The 22,041-nt window shown below is 45.5% G+C and carries 20 protein-coding genes and 1 tRNA gene; 16 read left to right on the top strand and 5 right to left on the bottom strand.

Features of this window, described 5'->3' with window-relative positions; all coding sequences use genetic code 11:
• Positions 1 to 6: 6 nt before the first annotated feature.
• The 10 genes from murD (at position 7) to EXU57_RS18105 (ending at position 12,504) form a co-directional block, all read left to right on the top strand.
• Positions 7 to 1,407: a UDP-N-acetylmuramoyl-L-alanine--D-glutamate ligase gene (murD, locus tag EXU57_RS18150; protein ID WP_243745644.1), complete on the top strand. Its 1,401-nt coding sequence runs from the start codon at positions 7 to 9 to the stop codon at positions 1,405 to 1,407.
• A gap of 14 nt (positions 1,408 to 1,421) precedes the next feature.
• Positions 1,422 to 2,732 carry an FtsW/RodA/SpoVE family cell cycle protein gene (locus tag EXU57_RS18145; RefSeq protein ID WP_133269664.1) on the top strand — a complete coding sequence of 437 codons (1,311 nt, stop codon included), beginning with the start codon at positions 1,422 to 1,424 and terminating at the stop codon, positions 2,730 to 2,732.
• Positions 2,733 to 2,805: 73 nt separating this feature from the next.
• Positions 2,806 to 3,978, top strand: a complete 1,173-nt coding sequence (gene murG / locus EXU57_RS18140) for an undecaprenyldiphospho-muramoylpentapeptide beta-N-acetylglucosaminyltransferase (RefSeq protein ID WP_243745643.1) — start codon at positions 2,806 to 2,808, stop codon at positions 3,976 to 3,978.
• Positions 3,979 to 3,992: 14 nt separating this feature from the next.
• Positions 3,993 to 5,342 carry a UDP-N-acetylmuramate--L-alanine ligase gene (gene murC / locus EXU57_RS18135; RefSeq protein WP_133269663.1) on the top strand — a complete coding sequence of 450 codons (1,350 nt, stop codon included), beginning with the start codon at positions 3,993 to 3,995 and terminating at the stop codon, positions 5,340 to 5,342.
• 11 nt (positions 5,343 to 5,353) lie between these two features.
• Positions 5,354 to 6,373: a cell division protein FtsQ/DivIB gene (locus tag EXU57_RS18130; protein WP_133269662.1), complete on the top strand. Its 1,020-nt coding sequence runs from the start codon at positions 5,354 to 5,356 to the stop codon at positions 6,371 to 6,373.
• 65 nt (positions 6,374 to 6,438) lie between these two features.
• Entirely contained in the window at positions 6,439 to 7,806 is a 1,368-nt protein-coding gene (gene ftsA / locus EXU57_RS18125; RefSeq protein ID WP_133269661.1) for a cell division protein FtsA, read from the top strand.
• Positions 7,807 to 8,885: 1,079 nt separating this feature from the next.
• A complete protein-coding gene (ftsZ, locus tag EXU57_RS18120) occupies positions 8,886 to 10,748 on the top strand; it encodes a cell division protein FtsZ (protein WP_133269660.1) in 1,863 nt (620 codons plus the stop codon).
• A gap of 307 nt (positions 10,749 to 11,055) precedes the next feature.
• Positions 11,056 to 11,625, top strand: coding sequence for a hypothetical protein (locus EXU57_RS18115; protein ID WP_133269659.1), 570 nt, complete (start codon positions 11,056 to 11,058; stop codon positions 11,623 to 11,625).
• Positions 11,613 to 12,176, top strand: a complete 564-nt coding sequence (locus tag EXU57_RS18110; RefSeq protein WP_165958199.1) for a GNAT family N-acetyltransferase — start codon at positions 11,613 to 11,615, stop codon at positions 12,174 to 12,176. The genes EXU57_RS18115 and EXU57_RS18110 overlap by 13 nt, the downstream gene beginning before the upstream one ends.
• Before the next feature lie 40 nt (positions 12,177 to 12,216).
• Entirely contained in the window at positions 12,217 to 12,504 is a 288-nt protein-coding gene (locus tag EXU57_RS18105; RefSeq protein ID WP_133269657.1) for a DUF1330 domain-containing protein, read from the top strand.
• A gap of 47 nt (positions 12,505 to 12,551) precedes the next feature.
• Here EXU57_RS18105 and EXU57_RS18100 read toward each other — a convergent pair whose 3' ends face one another.
• Together EXU57_RS18100 and EXU57_RS18095 are read right to left on the bottom strand one after the other, a co-directional pair.
• The gene (locus tag EXU57_RS18100; protein WP_133269656.1) at positions 12,552 to 13,502 is read right to left on the bottom strand and encodes an alpha/beta fold hydrolase; all 951 of its coding nucleotides are present in this window, start codon (positions 13,500 to 13,502) and stop codon (positions 12,552 to 12,554) included.
• A gap of 240 nt (positions 13,503 to 13,742) precedes the next feature.
• Positions 13,743 to 13,815 (bottom strand) — tRNA-Gly (locus EXU57_RS18095).
• A 126-nt stretch (positions 13,816 to 13,941) separates the two neighbouring features.
• On the opposite strand from EXU57_RS18095, the gene EXU57_RS18090 reads away from it, so the two are divergent.
• Genes EXU57_RS18090 through EXU57_RS18080 form a run of 3 tightly spaced genes read left to right on the top strand, consistent with a single transcriptional unit; the run spans position 13,942 to position 16,457 of the window.
• Entirely contained in the window at positions 13,942 to 14,880 is a 939-nt protein-coding gene (locus EXU57_RS18090; RefSeq protein ID WP_133269655.1) for an ABC transporter ATP-binding protein, read from the top strand.
• Complete coding sequence (locus tag EXU57_RS18085; RefSeq protein ID WP_133269654.1) at positions 14,858 to 15,733, top strand: ABC transporter permease; 876 nt, start codon at positions 14,858 to 14,860, stop codon at positions 15,731 to 15,733. Before EXU57_RS18090 ends, EXU57_RS18085 begins: the two co-directional genes overlap by 23 nt.
• A 37-nt stretch (positions 15,734 to 15,770) precedes the next feature.
• Positions 15,771 to 16,457, top strand: a complete 687-nt coding sequence (locus EXU57_RS18080) for a LolA family protein (protein WP_133269653.1) — start codon at positions 15,771 to 15,773, stop codon at positions 16,455 to 16,457.
• 174 nt (positions 16,458 to 16,631) lie between these two features.
• On the opposite strand, the gene EXU57_RS18075 is transcribed toward EXU57_RS18080, so the two are convergent.
• Together EXU57_RS18075 and pdxA are read right to left on the bottom strand one after the other, a co-directional pair.
• Positions 16,632 to 17,501, bottom strand: coding sequence for an aldose 1-epimerase family protein (locus EXU57_RS18075; protein ID WP_133269652.1), 870 nt, complete (start codon positions 17,499 to 17,501; stop codon positions 16,632 to 16,634).
• Between the two features lie 193 nt (positions 17,502 to 17,694).
• Positions 17,695 to 18,783, bottom strand: coding sequence for a 4-hydroxythreonine-4-phosphate dehydrogenase PdxA (pdxA, locus tag EXU57_RS18070; protein ID WP_133269651.1), 1,089 nt, complete (start codon positions 18,781 to 18,783; stop codon positions 17,695 to 17,697).
• 83 nt (positions 18,784 to 18,866) lie between these two features.
• Here pdxA and rsmA point away from each other — a divergent pair, with 83 nt between their 5' ends.
• Together rsmA and EXU57_RS18060 are read left to right on the top strand one after the other, a co-directional pair.
• The gene (gene rsmA / locus EXU57_RS18065) at positions 18,867 to 19,622 is read left to right on the top strand and encodes a 16S rRNA (adenine(1518)-N(6)/adenine(1519)-N(6))-dimethyltransferase RsmA (protein ID WP_133269650.1); all 756 of its coding nucleotides are present in this window, start codon (positions 18,867 to 18,869) and stop codon (positions 19,620 to 19,622) included.
• 162 nt (positions 19,623 to 19,784) lie between these two features.
• Complete coding sequence (locus EXU57_RS18060; protein ID WP_243745642.1) at positions 19,785 to 20,711, top strand: NAD(P)-dependent oxidoreductase; 927 nt, start codon at positions 19,785 to 19,787, stop codon at positions 20,709 to 20,711.
• Between the two features lie 34 nt (positions 20,712 to 20,745).
• Here the strand turns inward: EXU57_RS18060 and EXU57_RS18055 are convergent, their stop codons facing one another.
• Positions 20,746 to 21,267, bottom strand: coding sequence for a hypothetical protein (locus tag EXU57_RS18055; RefSeq protein WP_133269649.1), 522 nt, complete (start codon positions 21,265 to 21,267; stop codon positions 20,746 to 20,748).
• 221 nt (positions 21,268 to 21,488) lie between these two features.
• Between EXU57_RS18055 and greA the strand changes: the two genes are divergently transcribed.
• Entirely contained in the window at positions 21,489 to 21,962 is a 474-nt protein-coding gene (gene greA / locus EXU57_RS18050) for a transcription elongation factor GreA (protein WP_133269648.1), read from the top strand.
• Positions 21,963 to 22,041: the final 79 nt, after the last annotated feature.

Here is a 22,041-nt window from a genome sequence, read left to right as displayed (position 1 = left end):
AAAACAATGGCAATAATCAACCAAATGGACAACAGCGCTAATACCTGCAGTACCTCTTCAATTGATCCCAGGCATCAATTGGTGATACTCGGTGGTGGAGAAAGTGGAATTGGGGCCGCTCTCCTGGGTAAGCTAAAAGGCTATGAGGTGTTTGTTAGCGATAAGGGGATAATAGCGGAAAAGTACAAGGCTGAACTCATCAATCACAACATTGCATTTGAAGAAGGTGGTCACAATACAGAACGAATTCTTAGCGCAAGTGAGATTGTAAAAAGCCCTGGAATACCTGACAAAAATGAGCTGATACAGTTAGTACGTGAAAATGGGATCCCGGTAATTAGTGAGATAGAGTTGGCTTACCGGTTTAAGGGAGAAAGCAAGATCATCGCAATAACGGGAAGCAATGGTAAAAGCACCACAACTGCATTAACCTACCATATGTTTAAAACTGCAGGATTTGATTGCGCATTGGTAGGGAACATTGGTTACTCTTTTGCAAAGCAAGTTGCCGAAGACCCAAAGCAGTATTATGTAGCAGAGATTAGTTCTTTCCAATTAGACGATATCGTCGATTTTTCAGCAGATGTAGCCGTGTTGCTCAATATAACGGAAGATCATCTAGACCGCTATGATTACAAGTTTGAAAATTATATCAACAGCAAGTTCAGGATAATTCAGAACCAGGGCCCGGGTGATTATTTCATCTATAACCTGGACGATGAGGTGATCATGGAGCAAATTCAATATCGTAAAATAATATCAACCCAACTGCCATTTAGCATGAAACAGGAAGTAAAAAAAGGAGGCTACATCAAAGCGGATCAGATGATGCTAAGAATTAAAGAAGAGCGTGTAAGCATGAGCATCTATGATTTTGCTTTGAAGGGGAAACACAATCAACACAATACCATGGCCGCCGGGATCGCCGCCTATATACTGGGCATAAGGAAGGAGAAAATAAGAGAGGCAGTAAAAACTTTTGAGAGCCTGGAACATCGCTCTGAACACGTAGCAACGGTCAGGGGGGTTGAATTCATCAATGACAGCAAAGCGACCAATGTGAACAGCACATGGTACGCCTTGGAAAGTTTGAATAAGCGTACTGTTCTGATACTCGGTGGTATTGATAAGGGTAATGATTATTCGCTGATCGAACAACTGGTCAGGGAAAAGGTAAAAGCAATCGTTTGCCTGGGTCTTGATAATAAAAAAATTCACCAGGCCTTTAAAGATGTGGTACCAACAATCATTGATACCGATAATGCCACCGATGCGGTTAAGAGTGCATTCAGGCTGGCTGAAAAAGGTGAGGCAGTGTTGCTTAGCCCTGCTTGTTCAAGCTTCGACCTGTTTAAAAATTATGAGGACCGTGGACAGAAGTTTAAAGCAGCTGTGCGTGAGTTATAAATAGATGTGTATTCATGAGTGATCTTAAAGACATAAAATTTTCAGACATGCCTGCCATGGAAACCTTTGGCAGCGGTTTGCTTAAGCGTACCAAAGGTGATCGCTACATCTGGGGCATTGTAATACTGCTCGCGGTAACATCGTTGCTGGTGGTTTATAGCGCAACCGGATCACTTGCGTACAAGATGTATAAGGGCAACAACGAAGTATATCTTTTCAAGCAGTTTGCCTTTATTGTTACCGGTATCATTGTCATCTATTTCGCACACCGGATTAATTATACCCTGTATTCACGTATCGCCTTATACCTGTTTCTTGCATCCATACCGCTACTCATATTCACGTTTTTCTTTGGTGCGCGTATCAACGAAGGCAGTCGCTGGATCATGCTACCGGTAATCAGGATGACGATACAGACCAGTGACCTTGCAAAGCTTGCCCTGTTTATGTACCTGGCACGCCAGCTTAGCCGTACCCAGGATGTGATCAAAGATTTTAGAAAAGGATTTGTTCCCCTCATTGTTCCGGTGGGGATCATTTGTGCATTGATCGCCCCGGCTAACCTTTCTACGGCATTGTTGGTCGGCGCTACAAGTCTTATCCTGATGTTTATCGGAAGGGTAAATACAAAACACATTTTGGCAACCATCGGTATTGCAATGATACCATTGCTGGTACTGGTGCTGGTTGCGGTGGCTACCTATACCGATAAGGCCGATACGATGGACGGCAGAAATACCGGTGTAGCAGAGCAGGTGAAATCAGTTGGACGCGTAGGCACCTGGATCAAACGCGTACAGGACTTTATCTATGCAAAAGAAGATGAAACACCTTACCAGGTGCAACAGTCGAAGATTGCGATTGCAAAAGGTGGGGTATTTGGAATGGGACCAGGGAACAGCCAGCAAAGAAACTTTCTGCCGCATCCTTATTCAGATTTCATATATGCCATCATTATTGAAGAATATGGCCTGATGGGAGGAGGGGTGATAATATTTATTTACCTCGTTTTCCTCTTGCGATGTATCAGTATTTTCAGGCGGTGCCCTTTTGCATTTGGTGCATTCCTGGCAATGGGTTTAAGTTTTACCCTGGTAATCCAGGCAATGGCTAATATGGCTGTTACGGTTAATCTTGTTCCTGTAACAGGGGTAACGTTACCGTTGGTAAGTATGGGAGGCAGTTCCTTTTTGTTCACATGTGCCGCCATTGGTATCATTTTAAGTGTTGCAAGTAACGTTGAGAAACTTGAGTCGCCGGTTGCTATTGCTCAGGAGGACGAGGGTAAGAAAGAAGACGGGGAGGAAACGCCGGCAATCGCTTAGGTGATCGTAAGATCCCGGAGTTTAGAACAACAATTTGGGCATATAAAAACATGCGGTAAAACATAAAAAGAGGATGCAGGAAAATGATCAACGTAGTATGGTAAACAGCACCGGTGACCCAGAGGCGGAGCTACGGATCATAATAGCTGGTGGTGGTACAGGCGGACATATTTTTCCGGCAATTGCAATTGCAAATGCATTGAAAAAACAACGCCCGGGGATAACCATTTTGTTTGTTGGTGCAAAAGGAAAAATGGAAATGGAAAAGGTTCCGCTGGCAGGCTACCCGATAGAAGGGCTGGATATTGCCGGCTTCAACCGAAGCTCTTTGATAAAAAATATCAGTCTTCCTTTCAAGCTTTTAAAAAGTTTTTGGCAGGTGAGGCAAATATTTAAAGCGTTTAAACCTCATGCAGTAATTGGCGTAGGTGGTTACTCCAGTTTTCCGGTTTTGAAACAAGCACAGTTTAAAGGTGTGCCCACTTTTATTCATGAGAGCAATTCGTTTGCGGGAAAAAGCAACATTATGCTGGGTAGGCTGGCAACCCGGGTTTTTGTGGCGAGTGATGGTATGGAAAAGTTTTTTCCTGCTGCCAGGCTTACCATTACGGGTAACCCTGTACGAAAAAGTATAACTGAACTAAGTGTAAGCAGGCACGATGCGATACAGTCTTTTGGGCTAGACACCAACAAAACTACAGTGTTGATCGTGGGTGGAAGTCTGGGTGCCAAAAGTATTAATGACGCAATTGGTAGCAGCCTGCGTCAGTTGGCCGACGCCGACCTTCAGTTGATGTGGCAAACCGGTAAAACAAATGCCGAGGTGTACAGAACGATGTCAACAGGCTATCATAATGTTTATACCAGTGAATTTATCACCGGTATGGAAACGGCATATGCTGCTGCCGACCTGGTAATCTCACGTGCGGGCGCTATGGCCGTTGCGGAACTATGCGTGGTTAGTAAGCCGGTCATTTTTGTTCCGTATCCCTTTGCGGCCGAAGATCATCAGACCGTAAATGCCAAACACCTGGCGGATCGAAATGCAGCGCTGGTTATTGCCGACAAGGAGGTAAAAGAAAAGCTTGTTCCTCAACTGATCGCCCTTGCAAAAAACAAGGTGCTTCAACAGGAGCTCAAGGAGAACATTGCGAGGCTTGCTATTACAAATGCCGACGAAGTGGTAGCAACACAGGTGTTATCAAACCTGGCTGCAAACACTACAAAAGAACGTAACTCGAATTAAAAGTTGAATAAAGAATGACTGCAATTAAAACGATACAACGCCTCTACTTCATTGGGATTGGTGGCATTGGTATGAGTGCAATTGCACGATATTTTCTTTCCCTTGGGGCAGTGGTAAGCGGTTACGACCGTACGCAAACACCCCTGACTGATGCATTGGTTGCTGAAGGCGCAAGTATTCATTTTACAGAGGACGTTGAACTTATACCAAAGGAAGTAGACCTGGTTGTTTATACACCTGCAGTGCCTGCTCACCATGCTGAATTAATGTATTACTGGGAACATGGTTATAAGGTGGTAAAACGTAGCGACGTATTGCAGATTATTACCGAGAGTTCTTTTAATATCTGCGTGGCAGGCACTCATGGTAAAACAACGATCTCAACCATGATCGCACATGTTCTTCGTCATTCAGGATATGGCTGTAATGCTTTTCTCGGCGGGATATCTACAAACTACCAAACCAATTTCTGGAGCAATGCGCGGAATGTATGTGTGCTTGAGGCAGATGAATATGACCGGTCTTTTCTGAAATTGGTTCCCGATATCGCCGTGATCAGTGCAACGGATCCCGACCACCTCGATATTTATGGTACCCCTGAAGAAGTTGAAAAAGCGTTTGTTGAGTTTGCGGGAAAACTGAAGCCCGGAGGTTGCCTGATCAGTAAACATGGATTGAATAAAGCGGAAGCTTTTCAGGCGGCTGAACACCTTACTTATTCGCTTAACCATGCCGGTGCGACCGTTTATGCCGAAAAGGTAAAGGTTCTGGATGGCGCTTACGTTTTTGATGTTATCAGTAACGACTGGCACCTCAATAATATTGTATTGCAGATGGGAGGATTGCACAACGTAGAGAATATTATTCCTGCAATCACCATAGCGAAAAGGCTTAACATCCGCGATGAGAAGATACGCGCAGCAGTTAAAAGTTTCGAGGGCGTAAAGCGCAGGTTTGAATTCATCATCAAAGAAAGTGGCCGGGTGTTTATCGACGATTACGCACACCATCCCGAGGAATTGAAGGCGTTGATAACTGGTGTAAAAAGCCTTTATCAGCAACCGATGGTGCTCGTATTTCAACCGCACCTGTTTAGTCGCACGAAAGACCTTGCGGTTGAATTTGCACAAAGCCTGGATATGGCAGACGAGGTAATCTTACTGCCCATTTACCCCGCGAGGGAACAACCTGTTGAAGGGGTTACCAGCGAGTTGATTTTACAGAGTATGAAAAATGAAAGCCGGCAGGTATTAAACAAGGCAGCCTTGCAGGATTGGATTAAGGCAAACAAACCCCATTTGCTGGTAACAGCAGGTGCAGGCGATATTGATGCACTGGTGCAACCAATTAAAGCAATGCTGTAAACCGTAATGCTATGAACCAGCTGTGGAAAAAAAGATTGCATATGGGGGGCTGGGTGCTGCTGACGCTTGCCGGACTGGTATTAATGATTGCTGCGGTAACAAAAAAGAACGCAAACATTTGCACCGGGGTTAAGGTAGAACTCAGTGGCAGCAGCAGCAACTTCTTCATCGACGAAAAAGAGGTGACAAGGTTGCTCAATGCAAACGGGAAACTGCAAGGAAAAAATAAAAATGATATCAACCTGCTGGTACTCGAAAACCGAATTGAAAACGACAGTTGGATCCTGAACGCAGAGTTGTTCTTTGATAGTGATGAGGTATTGAACGTGCTGGTGGAAGAGCGTGAACCCGTAGCCCGGGTATTTACGAAATCAGGTTCATCCTTCTACTTGGATACTGCTTGTAAACGTTTGCCAACAAGTGATAAGGTGACTGTTCGGGTACCCATGTTTTCAGGTTTTCCAACAGAAGCGAGAAAACTGAAACCGGTAGACAGTACACTGCTGGTGGCGATTAAAGACCTTGCGGTGTTCATCAGGAAGGATGCGTTTTGGAATGCGCAGGTGGCGCAGGTAGACATAACCCCAAACCGTACGTTTGAAATGATACCAACAATAGGCAGCCATGTGGTGGTACTCGGAAGGCCGGAGGACTATGAAGAGAAGTTTAGCCGGCTGTACACATTCTATCAGGAAGTTTGGACCAAGGTGGGCCTTGAGAAGTATTCGAAAATTGATGTGCAGTTTAATGGGCAGGTGGTTGCAACAAGAAAGGGTGAAGGTTCATCAATGGTGGACAGCGTGAAAGCAAAAGCCGCTTATGAGCGTTTGATGCAGGATAACCGGAACATGCAGCAGGAGGAGCCTGCAAGAAATACAAGGTCGGGAGTTGTGCCGGGTAAGCAGGCATCCCGCAATAGCGATATAGCGGCAGGGGTAAATAATAATAAAGAAGAGCGCGAACCCGCAAGCAGGGAGCGCGATCTCAGCAGCAAAACACCAAAGGCAGTAATGCCGAAGCAAGAACATTAGCAGCGCAGCACAAACATAGCAGGAGATAAAACATAACTAAAAACAACAATTAAAAAAGCACATATATGAGCAACGAATTACCAATCATTGTAGGCCTGGACATTGGTACTACCAAAATTGCTGCCATTGCCGGTCGAAAAAACGAGTTTGGTAAGTTGGAGATTTTGGGTTTCGGTAAGGCCAACAGTACCGGGGTACAACACGGCCAGGTACTCAATATCGAGCAGACCATCAACGCCATTCATATGGCCCTTAAAAACTGTTATGAAAGCAACCCCGATCTTGAAATCAGCGAGGTGTATGTGGGTATTGCCGGTCACCATATAAAAAGTCTTCAAACGCGTGGAGACATTGTTCGCCAGGACTCCGAAAACGAAATATCGCAGCTGGAAATTGAGATGCTCATAGAAAACCAACGGAAAACATTTATACCTGCAGGTGACCAGATCATCGATGTTATTCCACAGGAATTTACTGTCGATAATATTCAGAACATTAGTAACCCCATCGGTTACAACGGGGTTAAAGTCGGCGCTAACTTTCACATTATAACAGGCGATCGAAACGCCATCCGCAACATCAACCGGGCGGTGGATAAGAGCGGGTTGAAAACAAAAGATCTCGTGCTGCAACCCCTCGCTTCAGCTTCGGCGGTAATGCATGAACTGGATATGGAAGCAGGTGTTGCAATCCTTGACATTGGCGGTGGTACCAGTGACCTTGCCGTGTTTTACGAAGGCATCTTAAAGCACACTGCTGTAATTCCATTTGGTGGTGAAAACATTACCAACGATATCAAGACTGGCCTTGGTGTATTGAAGCAACAAGCCGAAGCCATGAAAGTGCAATTTGGAAGTGCACTCGCTGATGAGGCAAAAGCAAATGCCTTTATTACCATTCCGGGTATGAACGGAATGCCTGCAAAAGAGATCAGTGTAAAAAATCTTGCGAACATCATACAAGCGAGAATGGGCGAGATACTTGACTTTGTAACGTATCACCTGAAGCAGGTAGGCCTAGATAGCAGGGTGTTGAACGGGGGCATCATACTTACCGGTGGGGGTTCTCAGCTTAAACACCTGATCCAACTAACAGAGTTTTCAACCGGGCTTTATGCGCGCATCGGTTATCCAAATGCACACCTTGCTCCGAACCACATCGACGAGTTGAACAAGCCAATGTACAGCACTTGTATCGGGCTCATCTTAAAGGGATGCAGCGACTATGAGCACAAGCATAAAGAATTTCAAAAAACGTTCAATCGTGTTGAAGTTCCGGGGCAACTTGTAAAAGAAACGGTGGAGCCAAAGGCTGTTGAGTTTGTAGAAGAAAAGATCAATACCAAAGCAAGAAAAGGAATAAAGTTCTGGGACAAGTTTAAGAATAACCTGCTTGAATTGTTTAAGGAAGAAGGCGACCAGGACCTGAGGTAATCGAATAGCGAATTACGGATTGGCGGATGACGGATTGGAGAACCGCAGAGAAGGGGAGAAAGAGAGGTTGCGCAGAAGGTGATTAGCGAATTACGGATTGGCGGATGACGGATTGGAGAACCGCAGAGAAGGGGAGAAAGAGAGGTTGCGCAGAGGGTGATTAGCGAATTACGGATTAGTGGATGACGGATTGGAGAACCGCAGAGAAGGGGAGGAGCAGAGATTGCGCAGAGGGTGAATAGCGAATTACGGATTAGTGGATTGGGGATTAGAGAACTGCTGACACGGGAGGAGCAGAGGTTGGCGCGGAGGGGAGGTGATTAGCGAAGTGCGGATTAGCGGATTACGGATTGGAGAACCGCAGAGAAGGGGAGAAGCAGAGGTTGCGCAGAGGGTGAATAGCGAATTACGGATTAGTGGATTGGGGATTAGAGAACTGCTGAGGCGGGAGGAGCAGACGTTGGCGCGGAGAGGACGTGATTAGCGAAGTGCGGATTAGCGGATTACGGATTGGAGAACCGCAGAGAAGGGGAGAAGCAGAGGTTGTGCAGAGGGTGACAATTAGCGGATTGCGGATTGGCGGATTGCGGATGGATACACACCGCAGAGAAGGGGAGAAAAAGAGGTTGCGCAGAGGGGAGAATTACCGAATTGTGGATAGGCGGATTGCGGATTGGAGAACCGCAGAGAAGGGGAGGAGCAGAGGGTGATTAGCGAATTGCGGATTGGCGGATTGCGGAAGAACCGCAGAGAAGATGGCGCATCTGGATTGAAGACTAGCGGGTTAGCACTACGCCTTTAGCCCTGTTTAGTTGAAGATTTTTTTGGACCCAACTGCGGTAACTCTTTGGAACATCGTTGCGCCGTGCCCCCAACTTGCTGGCGGTCGCACACTTGTACTACAGCGTTCAACTCGTCGACGTACAATGTAACGGGGTTTGCTCGGCAAGCAAAAAAGATGAATTCATCTGAAGCACCAAACCATTTTTGGTGTGGCTTTCAGTTGAATTTTCACTTTTGAATTTTGACTTTGAAACACAAACAACAACAAACACATACACCCACTTTAAATTCAGATTATGATACATTTTGATCTGCCTAAGCAGAAGTCGTCTATCCTTAAGGTGATAGGCGTTGGTGGTGGCGGTGGCAATGCCGTAAACCACATGTTCCTCCAAAATATAGACAGTGTTGATTTCATCATTTGTAACACCGATGCGCAGGCGTTGGCAAACAGTAAGGTGACCAACAAAATACAACTCGGGCCGCACCTTACGCAAGGTCTTGGAGCGGGAGCAAATCCCGAGATCGGTAAGCAAGCAACAGAAGAGAGCCTGGAAGAAATTAAGCGTATACTCGAAGTGAATACAAAAATGGCGTTTATCACTGCGGGCATGGGTGGTGGTACCGGTACCGGTGGGGCGCCAATCATTTCTAAAATTTGTAAAGACCTGGGTATACTTACCGTTGGTATTGTTACAACACCTTTTAGTAATGAAGGGCCAAAACGGATGCGTCATGCGGAAGCAGGAATACAACAACTCAGGGAAAATGTAGACACCTTACTGGTGATTTCAAACGATAAACTTCGCCACCAATATGGCAATTTGAAAGTGCGCGAGGCTTTTAGCAAAGCGGATAACATTCTTGCGACTGCATCTAAATGTATAACCGATGTAATTACAAGCAATGGCCAGATTAATGTTGACTTTGCAGACGTTTGCACCGTAATGCGCAATGGTGGTGTTGCCATATTGGGCAGTGCAGTTGCAGAAGGTGAAGATCGCGCGCAACGTGCGATTGAAGATGCGGTAAACTCTCCATTGTTGAACGACAGCGAGATCAGGGGTGCAAAATGGATCCTTGTAAACATCACTTCATCGGAAGGTGAACATGAAATCACAATGGATGAAGAAGATACCATTATGAGTTACCTGCGCCAGGAAGCCGGTGAAGATACCGACGTAATAAAAGGCATCGGCTTCGATGAAACCCTTGGTACTAAAATCGGCGTTACCATCATCGCTACCGGTTTTGAAGGTAAAGATCCTTTTCGTGAGCCGCTGGTCGTAAAAGAGGTTAAGCGTGAAGAAAAGATCGTAATGACACTTGGGGTACAGGATGAAGAGAAAAAATTATATAGCAAGGCAACCGCTCCTGCTGTTGAAAAGGACCCGTTTGCACCAAGGCTGAGTGAAGACTCACCTGCACAACCTTTTGCTTCGCAGCCTGCAGCCCCGGCAACGCCTGCACAAGCTGGTGAAGAGCGCATGACTTTGCAAATGCCTTCTGAGCAACCTGCAAGGGAAGAAACCCAGCCCGAAAGCGAGATGGGTATGCGCCTTGAGCTCAGACCCGAAACCGATGAGCCTGCACCAGCGCCACCGCCCGTTCAAAAGATTAAGGTGGTGACTGCAGAAGAAAACAGGGAAGGCAACCAGCGCCGGAATGAGCAGCAACCTGTTCGTCCGGGTACGGGATTTCTTTCAAAGCCATCAAACATTTATACTTCGGCTTCCTCAACTGAGCCGGTAAATAACTTTAGGGAGGTGCCGCCTCCGCCACCAGCTGATGCTCCCGAATTGGAGTTAACCCTGGTGTTGAAAGACGAGCCGCCGGTTGAAGAAGCGAAGCCGGCAGTTATGGTTCAGCCGCAAGCTCCTGAAGAGCAGCCGGCCACCGATGAAGCTGATGACCAAAAGCGCAGGGCAGCGGAGCGTATTCAAAAGTTGCGTAACCTGTCGTTTAACATGAATGCTGCTGATCCTAATAGTGAGTTTGAAGCTGTGCCAGCTTACATTCGCCGTAACATGGAGATGTTTGGCAGTACACTTACATCGGTAGAGAATTTTTACAGTAAGTACACCGTTAAAACGGATGAAAATAATAAGTCGGAAATCAATTCCATCAACACCTTTCTTGATGGAAAAAAACCCGATTAGCTTATGAACTGTAGGGCCCGGTGTTAGCCAGACAGTTTTTCCTTTTATGTGTTTTTAGTTGTTGTCCCCCCGGTTTGCCGGGGGGATTTTTTTATGTCAAAATTTCCTTGGTGTTGTTTATCCCATAGCCTTTATACAAGCTGCTTGCTGACGCATGCCGGGTAACCCTATGGATTATCAGATTACACGATAAGGACTTCCTTCCTACCTGCGGAAAGCCGCTAAACATTTTGCGTAGTTATACCCTTGTACCGGCTTGTAACCGGAGCAAACTTGCATGTATTATTAAACGCAAAAAATTAATACAATGTACACAAGTATCCCGGCTATGCATGTATCATCCAGGTCCCACGCAAAAGGCGGTGGCACCATATTTATTCAGAGCCGCACGGGTTCACCGGCGCCGACAGGTAAATTTGACGTTAGAATCGATGTTGCTTTTGATCCGGCAGTTAACGACTATCCTGTGTTAACAAACCTGACGATCAGGGCGGACCTCACCGATGGTCAGAACGGCATTTTCACCGCAACATCTATTGAACTGATCAACAGCTATGGCAAGCATAACCCCACGATTTATCTTACAGGTCGTTGCAAGTACGACGGACAAACTGCAACACATGCAAAAGGCTTCAAGTATTGGTTGATGATCGCCAATAACAAAGCTGGGCCCAACAAGGCACACCTGATGTGGTTGGCTTTACGATCATTGATAACAAAGGGGATCGGATTGCCTATGGTACTGGTCCGGTGCAGTCAGGAGATTTTGAAGTGGCGCCAAACTAAATCAGTAGCGGGTTATGCAACACGGCAATGGCGAGCGGAATTGTGCAACGTTCTTTATATTTACCCTTATTTGCCATCATGCTCAACCTGAACTTTAGTCCCTTTCCGGAGTTGACCACCCATCGCCTGCACCTGCGTGGCATACTGCCTGGAGATGATGAAAGGCTCTTCTTGCTTCGAACAAATGATGAGGCGATGCGGTACCTCGATCGGTATTCACCAAAGGATTTGAATGATGTGCATGCGTATATTCAAACGATTGAGGATGGCATAGCACGGAACACCGCAATTGTGTGGGCAATAGCGCTGAAGGAAGACCCCCGCCTGATCGGCACGATTGCTTTTCACCAGATAGACAAACAGAACGCCAGGGCGGAACTGGGTTATATGCTCATGCCTGAATTCTGGAACAAAGGGCTTGCTACTGAAGCCTTACAAAAGATCATTGGGGTGGGTTTTAATCAATTTGGCTTTCATAGTATGATTGCAAACATCAACCCGGGAAATGAAGCTTCAAGAAAACTACTGTTGAAGGCCGGTTTTGTTAAAGAAGCCTACTTTCGTGAAGACTTCTATTTCAACGGGCGTTTCATCGACTCTGAGATTTATGCTCTTTTGCAATCAGACCCCCGTGATTACTAACCCAATTTAGCAATCCAAAAGCTCATCTAAACATCAACTTGTGCCAGCATACGTAATCGTGAATGTAAACATCCATAATCCTGAAGGATATGAGGATTACAAAAAGTTAACTCCAGCTTCGCTGCTACCCTTTAACGGTAAGTTTATTGTCAGGGGCGGACAAGCTGAAGTGCTGGAGGGCAACGAAGCACCGGGAAGGGTAGTGGTGCTCGAGTTCCCGGATGTAGCCGCAGCAAAAGCATGGTGGAACTCGCCCGAATATGCAAGAGCCCGTGAAATACGCCAGCGAAATGCAACTACACAAATGATCGTGGTTCCCGGGGTATAAGGCTACTAATCTTTTTGAATTAGCGTTCGTGACTTGTTAGTTGGCCGCTACTGTTTCAGGAAAGATTGTAACAGTGGAAACAGCTTGCCAGGTTCCTCCACGTGGGGGTTGTGGCCCGATTGTTCAAACATGACGAACTGTGCCTGCGGGCAATAGGTTTTATACTTTACCATCATCTCTGGCACTGCAACCCGGTCGTATCGTCCCCCATAAATCAATACCGGCATTTTAAGTGATGCCAGCTGTTTACGAAAATCAAAATTGCCGATATCATTCCCTACGATAAAGTCGCCATCCCTGCCAACCATTTGGTAGTACAGTCTTGTGTTCATTCGGTTCGGGTAGGGTTTTGCTCCTCTTACTTTGAAGTGTTCGGGATTGTAGGCATAGAGAAATCCATATGGTACCAGGCCATAAATATCCTGGTGTAACTGGTCGGCTGACACATAACCTCTTTCCCGTATTTTCATTAGCGAGTCCCATACCTCGGGATAGTTCGTCCTGATTTCATGGTTGCTGTTGTCGTCGTTCTTCTGCCACATTAAAAAACTGTGAAACGTATTTGCAAGCACAAGGTGTTTTACCCTTGATGGATATTTGATGGCATAGCCTTGTGCTACCAGTCCGCCATACGAATGTCCGAGCAGGTTGATCTTATCGAAACGAAGCGCTACGCGTAATCCTTCAATATCTTCTATATCGCGTTCAAGGGTGTATTCGCTTAGCTGCTTTGCGGTGTCAGACTTGCCTCTGCCAAAACCATCAAAGTATATGAGCTGGTGATTTTTAGCCAGGGTATCGAACCGGCGTAGCCCGAGGTGCACGCCTCCAGGGCCGCCGGGCACGAGGATCATCGGGTCGCCCTTACCCACCGTAACGACCCAGAGTTTTGCACCGTTAACGGTTATGTACCGGCCGTCTTTTTCGCTGTCTGGAAAAGGTTGGGCAAAACTGCTGACACCAATCAGCAAAAACACCAGCTCTACAAAAGACCTCATAATTGTTGTTTACGTAAAAATAAGGAACATAGCTTAAGCAGCGATTGTTACGGGGTGGCCCAAAGTGTTTTCGATTGATGTTCTCTTGTTTATAAGCAAGGGTCTGAACTGCCCAATAGCATTACCCAATGTACAAGGGAGTGACACAACCGGAGCCTAAACAAGGATCCAATGCTAGTCTCCAAAAAAAAATAGTTAAACAAAAGATAATTGCTGGTGATGATCGTTGTAAAAATTTAGAGCGGCAAAAGGGATTCGAACCCTCGACCCTTAGCTTGGGAAGCTAATGCTCTACCAACTGAGCTATTGCCGCTGTTAAACCGGGTATTAAGTTAAGGATATGTGCGTAATCAAGCAAGGGTTTTAACGTAGCATTCCATTGCCTTTATTTATTCGGCAATCACATTGAACTACCTTCGTCCAATATTGTTATCTATCCATGCCCCCAATAATTGAGGTTCAAAATCTCTCAAAAAAGTTCCGGGAAATTACTGCAGTCGATCAGTTGTCATTTACGGTTAACGAAGGTGATGTATATGGTTTCCTGGGTCAAAATGGCGCAGGAAAGTCAACCACCATAAGGATGTTGCTTACCCTGATTGAGCCTACCGGTGGAAGCGTTAAAATATTCGGAATGGATCTTCAGTCGCACCGACGCGAGATTCTGCGGCAGGTTGGAGCAGTAATTGAAAAGCCGGACGTTTACAAATACCTTACTGCATTGGAGAACGTGCGGCTTTTTGCCAAAATAAGTGGTATAGGCCGGCTAAGTGAAGCCAAACTGATGGAGGAACTTGAACTAGTGGGACTCGCTGATCGGGCACACAGCAAGGTGAAGACGTTTTCGCAAGGCATGAAACAGCGCCTGGGTGTTGCGATCGCACTGGTGCACGACCCAAAGCTGATTATCTTGGATGAACCAACCAATGGCCTCGACCCGCAGGGAATAGCTGACATTCGAAACCTGATATTACAACTTAGCCGGCAGCGAAACAAAACGGTTGTTGTTTCGTCGCACCTGCTCAGCGAAATTGAGTTGGTTGCAAACCGGCTGCTTATTATTGATCGTGGCAAAAAGATGGTTGAGGGTAGCTCTGCCGAGTTGTTTGATCCTGCACAGACCGTTGTGGAGTTAGAGACCTTGGACAACGATAAAGCACTTGCACAATTACAGGCAAGTGAATGGAATGGATTGTTACAGCCAACGCGCTCAAAGTTGATTGTACTTAAAATGGATCGGAAGCAAATACCCCTGTTTCATCAATCGCTTGCTGCCATGCAGGTGCCTGTAATATCGCTACAGCCACGCCACTCATTAGAAGATTATTTTTTACAGGTAACTACCGGAAAACAACATGTGGAAGCTTTTACAAATTGAACTGTTTAAGATATTTAAACGCCCCCGAACGTACATCAGCTTTGCAGCGATAACAGCCCTTGTGGGTATCATCCAGTTTGGGCTCAAGCTCGACGGTACTGCTTATATGGAATTCATGTTACGCGACCTGTCGATGAGTTTTGATATTGAAGGCAATATTCTAAACGCATACCTGGTATGCTTTATCATCCTGCAATTATTGTTGGTTCACGTTCCATTGCTCATCTCATTGATTGCTGGCGATCTTATTTCGGGCGAAGCAAACATGGGTACGTTGCGGTTACTGCTTACAAAACCCATCAGTCGTACAGAAGTGGTTTTTGCAAAGTTTCTTGCAGCAACCATTTACACGTTGCTACTGCTGCTGTGGATGGCAATACTTGCATTGTTTGTTTCATTGCTGGTTTTTGGCAGTGGCGATATGCTCAACCTGAAGTCGGACTACATTGTGCAACTGAAAAGCAATGATATTATGTGGCGTTATATTGCTGCTTTTGGCTTTGCGGCTATAGCGATGATTACCGTTGCATCGCTCGGCTTTTTACTTTCGATGTTCGCAGAAAATTCAATTGGTCCTATCGTAGCAACAATGAGTGTGATAGTTGTTTTTACCATTTTGAGTACACTCGATATTCCCATTTTCAACGCCATAAAGCCCTACCTTTTTACAACGCATATGATAGGGTGGAAAGGCTTTTTTGATGTTAAAGTAAATGCCGACAACGAGGCTATTGCAGGCACCGTTCAGAACCTTGGTAAGGTAATGCAGGCTGCAGGTATACTGGTGTTGCACATCATTGGATTCCTGACTGCGTCAATACTCGTGTTCAGGAAGAAAGACGTGCTGAGCTAACCTTTTATTAAATTGTTTTTAGAACTGAAAAGAACACATGAAACCATTAGTGATTTTTATAGGATTTGTACTTATCTCTCTAATATCTTCTGCTCAGGATGTAACCGGGCTGGTAAAAAAGGTTAAGACACGATTAGACAGGGTAAACGACTATGTGGCGGAAGGTAGGATGAAAACTGATGTTGCTTTTATTAAGGCGCCTGCGGGCAAGGTGAAGATCTTTTTTAAAAAGCCGAACAAATTCAAGTTGAAGCGGGATGGTGGTATATCTATCTTGCCAAGGGGTGGTGTTTCTGTTAACATGAGCAGCCTGCTTACCAGTGAGTCGTATACAGCATTTAGTGCAGGGGAGAGTCAAATAAATGGTACCACGGTAAAAGTGATAAAACTGTTGCCCTCTGCTGAAAACAGCGACGTTGTTTTAACCACGCTTTATATCGATGAAGCTAATCTCCTGATCAGAAAGGCCAGCACCACCACCCGGGAAAACGGAACTTACGACATGGAGATGAGCTACGGAAAATATGCTGAATATGGCCTGCCGGATAAGGTGGTATTTTCGTTTAACACCAAAGACTATAAAGTTCCAAAAGGAATTACCCTTGAATATGAAACCGGTGAAAAACCGGCAGCGGATAAGTTGAAGAATAAAAAGGGCAGGATAGAAATTAACTATACCGCGTATACGATAAACAAAGGGGTTTCCGATAAGGAATTTCTATAGTAACCATTGTTGAGATAACCATTAATCTCGTTTGATTAATCAATTGTTTTGGACCAAGCTGCAGTCTTTGAATTGTATATCGTTGTACTATATACCATCACTTAGCGAGTCAAGCAATGGCCTTAACTAAACGATGTCGCATTAACAATATGAGAACCGCCTGGCCTTTGCGAATTACCAGGTGTTTATTGTATAGCTCCTGGTAAACGTTTGTCCACTTGCGAGTGTGTTGATCCCTTCTTTCTCCTCGAGTTTTCTGGATGCATTTACACTATCGGCGATACCGCACCAAGGCTCGATACATACGAAGTCTGCCCCCTTTGCTGCCCAGATACCCATATACGGGAAGTCTTCATAAGAAAGCCTGACGCCATGTTCGGCTTTGCTGGTACAAATAGTTATGCTATTTGATTGCAGGTTTTTGAAAACAAGTGCATCTTTTTCGAACAGCGACTTCTTAAGCGGAAGCTGGTTTGTGGAGCTCAAATAAGGCTCAGCAGTAAGTTCGATTAGTCCCTCGGGTGAAAGCGGGAACCTGCCTGCATTTTCTACTTTTTCAAACTGCAGATAATAATCTTCATAGCTCGTGCCGTCAACTAAAGGAACCCGAAAAGCGGGATGAGCGCCAACTGAAAAATACATATTACCAGTTACCTTATTTTCCACCAGGTAGGTAACCTGTACCGCATTGTCGATGATGGTATACGTTATTGAAAAACGAAACTCGAAGGGGTAAACCAAACGGCTTTGTTCATTACTTTCCAACGTGAACGTTACCTGGCCGGATGACTGAGCAGTAACGGTGAACGCCATATCACGGGCGAAGCCGTGGCGACCCAGGTTGTAGGACTTATCATTAAAGGTGTAAGTATTGTTTTTCAGTCCTCCAACAATAGGAAAAAGGACAGGGCTTTTCTTGGGCCAAAATGCCGGGTCGCCACTCCACAGGTATTCTAATCCGGTTTCCTTATTAGCAATACTTTGCAATTCGGCACCTTTCGGCGATACCTGCACCAGCAGGTTTTCGTTTGATATTTGTATCATAAGCGTTGGCGGAGTTGCCGGTAGCAGGGTTTGAACATGGATAGACAACAATAGATTGCACGAGCTTAAGTAAAGCTTTCCTGTTATCAAGGTGCGGGTGCCCGTAACAAGTTGAGTGCGCGAGTAACAATGCTTACATAAATGTCACCTGTGACTTCCAACAGCCGTACTATTAGGGTACCCGGAAGAAGTACTACTCTTCTATGCTTTCATCAACGGCATTGGCGAATACCCGGGCACTTATCTTCTTTAACGGGTTTTTATTGTTCTCGGCATAAACTGCACGTTTCCGGATGATTTCTATACACTCAAAAGTTGCGGCGATCAGTGAAGCTTCAAGCGCAACACCTTTACCTGCGATGTCGAAAGCCGTACCGTGATCAGGACTTGTACGAACAGCGGGCAAACCGGCCGTATAGTTTACCCCTTCACCGTGCGCAAGCGACTTAAACGGTATCAGTCCCTGGTCGTGGTACATCGCCAGTACCGCATCAAACTTTTCATGATGACCCCTTGCGAAAAAGGCATCCGCACTATAGGGGCCAAATGCAAGTATGTTGCTGTTTCTCGCGTCTTTAACTGCTGGTTTGATTATCTGTTCTTCTTCTTTCCCAATCAAACCCTCATCGCCTGCATGCGGGTTTAGACCCAACACTGCAATTTTGGGTTTATCGATCCCAAAATCCCTGATCAGGCTGGTGTTCATGATCTTAAGCTTACTTAAGATGTTTTCTTTGGTAATATGTTGTGCTACTTCGCTGATTGGTAAATGTTCCGTTACCACGCCAACACGCATATTGCTCGCAACCATAAACATCAATACATCAGGCGACTCGAACATGGCCTTCAGGTAAGGTGTATGGCCGCTGTAATTGAACTCCTCTGACTGGATATTGTTTTTATGAATAGGCGCGGTAACAAGCCCATGCACGAGATTTTGCTTTAATGCGTCCACTGCCGCCTCAAGCGATTTGTAAGCGTATTTACCACCTACACTATTTAAAACCCCGGGCGTAATCTGTACCTCTTCTTCCCAGCATGAAAATAGGTTGGTTTGCTTTGGGTTCAGGCGGTTGAGTTCTTTCACTGCCGCAAAATTCAGGCTGATATCGCCGAGGGACTTACGATAGAAGTTGATCGCTTTCGCATTTCCAAATATAACGGGTGTGCAAAATTCCAATATCCTGTTATCGCTTAAAGCTTTTATGATCAGTTCCAGGCCAATTCCGTTGATGTCGCCACAACTGAAACCGATAACCGGCTTTTGCAGTTCATTTGTCATGTTGTACTATTGAAGAACTCAAAAATACAGAATAATGACTGAGCCAGAGTGTATTTGCTGCAATCGCTTACTTTTGACAACGCATGCAGTACACCCTCAAAAAATCGTTAGGTCAGCACTTTTTAAAGGATGAAGCAATTTGTAAAAGAATTGTCGACGAACTGCAACAGGATACTTTTACCCAGCTGGTTGAAGTTGGGCCGGGTGGGGGTGCACTAACGAAGTACCTTTTGCATATTCCGAACGTTGACTTCAGGGCTGTCGAGCTGGACCGCGAGAAAGTTCAATTTCTTGACCAGGCGTATCCTTCTATCCGGGGCAAGCTGATCAATGAAGACTTCCTGCAGATGGAGCCTCCTTTTGAAGGGGCATTTACGGTAGTTGGTAACTTTCCTTACAATATTTCTACCCAGATTTTATTTAAGATATTGGACTGGAAGGAGCAGGTCCCGGTTGTGATTGGCATGTTTCAGAAAGAAGTTGCTGAGCGTGCAGCGTCAAAATCGGGCAGTAAAGTTTATGGCGTGCTAAGTGTATTGATACAGGCATACTATAATGTTGATTACCTGTTTGATGTGCCGCCGGAGTCTTTTAACCCACCTCCAAAAGTAATGAGTGGGGTGATCCGGTTGACTCGAAGGGACGATGTACCTGCTATGAGTAGTGAACGGCAGTTCAACCTGCTGGTAAAAACAGCCTTTAATCAACGTCGGAAAACTTTGCGCAACGCTATCAGGTCGCTGTTTGAACCAGAGGTGCTGGAAGATGCCTTTTTTAATAAACGGGCAGAGGTGCTAACGGTCGGTGATTTTGCTGCGCTCACTTTTAAAATGCGGTAACCAGATTTCAGGTGCGCTTATGTAAGGTTGCGCCGGTTGACCAGCACTACTTATAAAGCGTAAAATTGATATCACTTCAAATTGCCTCGGATATCAGGACCACATCAAACAGGGCTTGATCATGCAGGGTGTAAAAACAAACTTCCGCGATACAAATCAATAATGGATAAGGTAATTATCACTGCAAGAACACACGAACACTTGATGGAAACCCTCAGCCGGAACGGCTACGAGGTTGACTACAGGCCCGACATCAACTATGAGCAGTTGTATTCGTCGATTGGCGATGCTGTTGGGCTCGTGGTAACAACACGGATATCAATTGATAAACCTTTAATCGAACAAGCAAGCCGTTTAAAATGGATTGGCCGCCTTGGCAGTGGGATGGAGAAGATTGATGTTCCCTATGCTGAAATTAGGGGTATAAAATGTGTCAGTAGTCCTGAAGGCAACCGGAATGCCGTTGCGGAACAAGCACTGGGGATGTTACTCGCCCTGATGAACCGTATTGTTACCAGCCACAACGAAGTTGTAACAGGCAAGTGGCTCAGGGATGAAAACCGCGGTACTGAGCTCTCGGGTAAAACGGTCGGAATTATAGGCTATGGCAATACCGGCAGTTCGTTTGCAAAACTGCTGCAGCCATTTGGTGTTACAATACTTGCTTACGATAAATATAAACACAGCTTTTCGAACAGCTATGTGCGGGAAGCTAACCTCGAACAGGTTTGCAGGTACGCCGACGTGATCAGCATGCACCTGCCCCTGACAGAAGAAACATTACACCTTGCTGATGAAGCTTTCTTCGCCGCACTTTCACGTCAGCCTTACTATATGAGTACCTGCCGTGGTAAAGTGACCAATACAGATGCACTTATTGCAGCACTGGATAGTGGACATATTAAGGGAGCGGCACTTGATGTTTTGGAAAACGAACGGCCTTCTGCTTTTGACGAACGGGAAAAGGAACAAATGCGACGTTTGTTTCAACATCCTGATGTGATCATTACCCCACACATTGCAGGATATACCCATGAAGCATTTTATAAGATGGCTGCTGTGTTGTTGGACAAATTATCGATCAGGTAAATCGTCTATTGATGTATAGCTTAAGCGCAGGCATTTAGCTTGCCTCAATCTGCGCCTCAAAGGCAAGGTCAAAATCTTTGTGAAAATATCCCTCTGTTTGCAGCGACGATCCGATCCATTCTTCCCCATCAGGATAAGGGTTCATTTGCGACCATGGGCATTCAGCAATGGCAAGCATGCCTTTGCCTTCACAATTCAGGCGAAAGGCATAGGTTTGACCCTGCCGTACATTAAACTCAGGTAGTTCAAAGCTGGCCCACTGCCCTTCCATCTGCTTGGTGATGGTTGCATCGCATCCCGCCTTTTTCTCCTTCCAGGTGTGGTTGTTCGTATCAAACTCGTAAACCCCAAGATGCGCTTTTGAGTCGCCGTAAACGATGGAAGGAAACAGTTTAATTCTCTTTAACCTACCGGTAGCCGTGGACTTGAATGTTTGTCCGGCGTAATAATGTATACCATTTAAACATTGCCCTACCCAGTAATAGGGGCCGATGTCTTTAATCCCGATGGACACCGTTGCCGGCAAGTCTGGCTGAGGAGAATATGCTGAATACATTAGGGTTGATTTATATACTCAAACAACGAATATTACGCCATTTACTGCGTTTTAATTGTTAAAAGCCGGGGGTTCTTTTGGCTCGCAGGAACCCCGCAAAACAAACATTTTTGCCATACAAAAAACTGTGATTGATCTTTTCATTTTCTTACTTTTGTTCACTGCAACGCTGCATTTACATGTGGCGTTGTATTTTTTTTACCTCTTCAAAACAAAAGAAAATGAGTGAGACCAATTATGTAACCCAGGAGACATTCGAAAGAATGAAGGAAGAGCTTCATCTTTTGAAAAGTGTGGAAAGACCGGCGGCTTCTAAAGCAATTGCCGAAGCGCGGGAAAAGGGTGACCTTAAAGAGAATGCGGAGTATGATGCGGCAAAAGAAGCACAAGGTATGCTTGAAGCAAAGATCAAACAACTTGAAGGCGTTATCGCCACCTCTAAGATAGTGGATACCAGCACAATTGATACCAGCAAAGTATCTGTGCTTACCAAAGTCACGATTACCAACATAGCTACAAAAAAGACAGTCACCTACCAGATTGTCGGCGAAAAAGAGGCAGATCTTAAGGCCGGTAAAATTTCGGCAACATCGCCCATAGGTAAAGGCCTGATTGGAAAGCAAAAAGGCGAAATCGCCGAAGTTCAGGCACCGAATGGCCTGCTTAAGTTCCAGGTAGTAGATATTACCATCTAAAAACAATCCCTACTTTAAGGCCGGCCTATGCCGGCCTTTTTTATGGGTTTACATCACAACTGCCAGCCCAATTACCACA

The sequence above is a fragment of the Segetibacter sp. 3557_3 genome, assembly GCF_004354985.1.
Classification (GTDB): domain Bacteria; phylum Bacteroidota; class Bacteroidia; order Chitinophagales; family Chitinophagaceae; genus Segetibacter.
Note: the sequence above shows the minus strand (reverse complement) of the source record. Positions and strands in the feature narration are given on the sequence as shown.